The organism is Streptomyces ureilyticus, from assembly GCF_011045025.1.
GTDB classification, from domain to species: Bacteria; Actinomycetota; Actinomycetes; order Streptomycetales; family Streptomycetaceae; genus Streptomyces; species Streptomyces ureilyticus.
Genome location: NZ_JAAKZX010000399.1, coordinates 1 through 3,240, shown reverse-complemented (window position 1 = coordinate 3,240; position 3,240 = coordinate 1). Strand labels below are relative to the sequence as shown.

The 3,240-nt window shown below is 70.7% G+C and carries 4 protein-coding genes; 2 read left to right on the top strand and 2 right to left on the bottom strand.

The window, feature by feature from the left end; all coding sequences use genetic code 11:
- On the bottom strand, nucleotides 1-433 hold a 433-nt coding region (locus G6048_RS47395), incomplete at its 3' end, for an RNA-binding S4 domain-containing protein (protein WP_235991138.1).
- Nucleotides 434-532: 99 nt separating this feature from the next.
- On the opposite strand from G6048_RS47395, the gene G6048_RS47390 reads away from it, so the two are divergent.
- Nucleotides 533-1,309: a uracil-DNA glycosylase gene (locus tag G6048_RS47390; protein WP_206343014.1), complete on the top strand. Its 777-nt coding sequence runs from the start codon at nucleotides 533-535 to the stop codon at nucleotides 1,307-1,309.
- 9 nt (nucleotides 1,310-1,318) lie between these two features.
- Complete coding sequence (pip, locus tag G6048_RS47385) at nucleotides 1,319-2,335, top strand: prolyl aminopeptidase (protein WP_165345803.1); 1,017 nt, start codon at nucleotides 1,319-1,321, stop codon at nucleotides 2,333-2,335.
- A gap of 22 nt (nucleotides 2,336-2,357) precedes the next feature.
- On the opposite strand, the gene G6048_RS47380 is transcribed toward pip, so the two are convergent.
- Nucleotides 2,358-3,041 carry a GntR family transcriptional regulator gene (locus G6048_RS47380; RefSeq protein WP_165345802.1) on the bottom strand — a complete coding sequence of 228 codons (684 nt, stop codon included), beginning with the start codon at nucleotides 3,039-3,041 and terminating at the stop codon, nucleotides 2,358-2,360.
- Nucleotides 3,042-3,240: the final 199 nt, after the last annotated feature.

Below are 3,240 nucleotides of genomic sequence, written 5' to 3'. Positions count from 1 at the left end.
CACCCAGGACGAGCGTATGGCCGGCGAAATTGATCTCCCAGCCGGGCATGGCGCGGATCAGCCCCTCCGGATCCGCTGCCGCTGCGTGTGTCGGCGCCGCAGGGGCTCCGACTCGTTTGCGGATCAGGCGCTTGACGACGACGACCCGTTCGCGGCCGCCGTGGCGCAGGCGGACCTCGTCGCCGACGCGGAGGGCGTGTGCGGGCTTGACGCGTTCGCCGTTCACGCGAACGTGGCCACCGCGACAGGCGGTGGCGCCCATCGAGCGGGTCTTGACGAGACGTACGGACCAGATCCAGCTGTCGACGCGGACGGTCTCACCGTTCGCGGGGGCGGCGGCCTTCGCGGCGGCCACGGCCTCCGCCGAGCCGGACGCGCGCTCGTCGGCACCGCTATCGCTGTCCGTGCCGTTCCTCTGAGTCCCTGAAGCCATGCTTCGACCTTAGTCCTCGGGAAGCGGATCGCCGGAGCCGTTTTCCACCCCACCTCATGCCCGCATCCCGGGCCTGCATCCAGGCATACCGTTGTGGGCATGAACAACAGCCTGGCCGCGCTGGACGAGCGGGTCTCCGGCTGCCGGGCCTGCCCGCGGCTGGTCGACTGGCGTGAGGAAGTGGCCCGTACCAAGCGCGCCGCCTTCGCGGAGTGGACGTACTGGGGCCGGCCGGTGCCGGGCTTCGGACCACCGGACGCCTCGCTGCTCGTCATCGGGCTCGCGCCCGCGGCGCACGGTGGGAACCGGACCGGGCGGATGTTCACCGGGGACCGTTCCGGGGACGTGCTGTATGAGGCGTTGCACGAGGTGGGGCTGGCGTCGCAGCCCACGTCCGTGAGCGTGGACGACGGGCTGACCCTGTACGGCGTACGGATCACCGCACCCGTGCACTGCGCGCCGCCCGCCAACAAGCCGACGCCCGAGGAGCGCGACACCTGCCGCCCCTGGCTGGTGAGCGAGCTGAAGCTGCTCAGGCCCACCCTCCGGGCGGTCGTGGTGCTCGGGGCCTTCGGGTGGCAGGCCGCGCTGCCCGCGTTCGCCGAGGCGGGCTGGACGGTGCCCCGACCCCGGCCGGCCTTCTCCCACGGCGCGCGTATCACCCTGGAGAGCCAGAGCCAGAGCCAGAGCCAGAGCCAGAGCCAGAGCCAGAGCCACAGCGGCAGCCCGGCCAACAACCCGCTGGAACTCTTCGGCTGCTTCCACGTAAGCCAGCGCAACACCTTCACCAGGCGCCTCACCCCCGAAATGCTGCGGGGTGTGCTGCGTACCGCAGCGGAGGCGGCAGGGCTTCCGACCAGGCCGTATGCGGGCTAGGGTCGCCCGATGCCCCTTTATCCGGAGATCGAACCGTACGACCACGGCATGCTCGACGTCGGCGACGGCAACCACGTCTACTGGGAGGTGTGCGGCAATTCGCGCGGCAAGCCCGCGGTGGTGCTGCACGGCGGACCCGGTTCCCGGAGCAACCCCTTCTTCCGGCGGTACTTCGACCCGGCCGCGTACCGCATCGTCCTCCTCGACCAGCGAGGCTGCGGACGCTCGACGCCGCACGCGAGCGCGTACGACACCGACATGAGCGTCAATACGACGGCGCACATCATCGCCGACCTGGAGCTGCTCCGAGCTCACCTCGGTATCGAGCGATGGCTGGTGTGGGGCGTGTCGTGGGGGTCGGTGCTCGGGCTGCGGTACGCGCAGACGCACCCGGGTGCCGTCTCCGAGCTGGTGCTGACGGCGGTCGCGACCGGTGCCAGCCGTGAAGTGGCCCTGATGACCAGAGGGCTCGGGCAGTTCTTCCCCGAGGCCTTCGAGCGGTTCCTCGCGGAGCTGCCCGAGGACGAGGACAAGCTCGAAGGGAATCTGGCGGCGGCGTACAACCGGTTGATCGAGTCGCCCGACCCCGAGATACGGGCGCGGGCGGCACGGGCCTGGACCGACTGGGAAACGGCCATGGCTCCCGCCCCGCCGCGTTCGATCCCCCGCTACGAGGACCCCGTGTTCCGCATGGGCTTCGCCCGCACGGTCACGCACTACTGGGGCAACGACCACTTCCTCGGCGAGGGCAACGAGGAGGGAGTGGTCCTCCGCGACGCCCCCCGCCTCAAGGACATCCCCGGCACCCTGGTCCAGGGCAGCCTCGACCCCGGCAACCTCCTCGGCACCGTCTGGCGGCTCCACCACGCCTGGCCCGGAAGCGAATTGATCATGATCGACGACGTGGGCCACAACGCGGGAGCGGCGGACGCCGTGGACGCGCTCGTCGCGACGACGGACCGGTACGCGACAGACGGGCACGGGACAGACCGGCACGCGACAGACCGGCACGCGGCGTCCCGCTGACGCCAAACGCGCACCGTCCCGTTCACCCATGTCCTCCAGCGTCGGCCCAGGAGCCGGCCTCGGCGTCGCCGAAGAGCTGCCGCACCGTAGAGCGGTAGTTGGCCTGGACGTGTGCGAGGGCGTGGGCGCGGGCGCGTTCCGGGTCGCCGGAGGCGATGGCGGCGTACAACTCGCGGTGTTCCACGAGGAGTTGGGGCCACTCCTCGTTCTGGTGGGTGAGCCACCGTACGCGGCCGGCGACCGGTTCCATGACCGAGATGAGCAGGCCGTTGTCGGCCATCGACAGGATGCGGTCGTGGAAGCGGGTGTTGATCTCGGGGATCGCCTCCGCGTCCTCGGCCCGGGTCGCGGTGGCCGCGCGGTCGAGGAGTTCCTCCAGTTCGGCGAGGTCGGCCCGGGTCGCGCGCTGGGCCGCGAGCCCGGTGGCGTACACCTCCAGGGCCTCGCGGAGCTCGAAGAGTTCCTTGACGTCCGTCGGGGTCAGCGGGCGTACGACGGTGCGGCGCGGGGTCTCGAAGTGGACGAAGCCCTCGGCGACCAGGGCGCGAATGGCCTCGCGGACCGGGACACGGGAGACCCCGAAGCGGTCGGCCAGTTCGCGCTCGACCAGCCGGTCGCCGGGTCGCAGCCGCCCGGTGATGATCTCCTGCCGCAGCGTGGCGAGGACTCGCTCACGCACCGCCCCCAGCGGTTCCACCGTCGTCATGGCTCCATCTTCACCGAACCGGGGGCTGTTTTACCGAGCTGTAACCGTATGGACATTGCCGGGTGTCGTTGACGGCGGGACCATAACGCAAGTTTGGTATACCAAAAATGCGAGCAAGCGAGACGAGCGGCCACCCTCCGCTCACGAAGGCGAGCGACCACCCCTCCGCTCCCGCTCGTCCCGGTCCCCATCCGCTCCC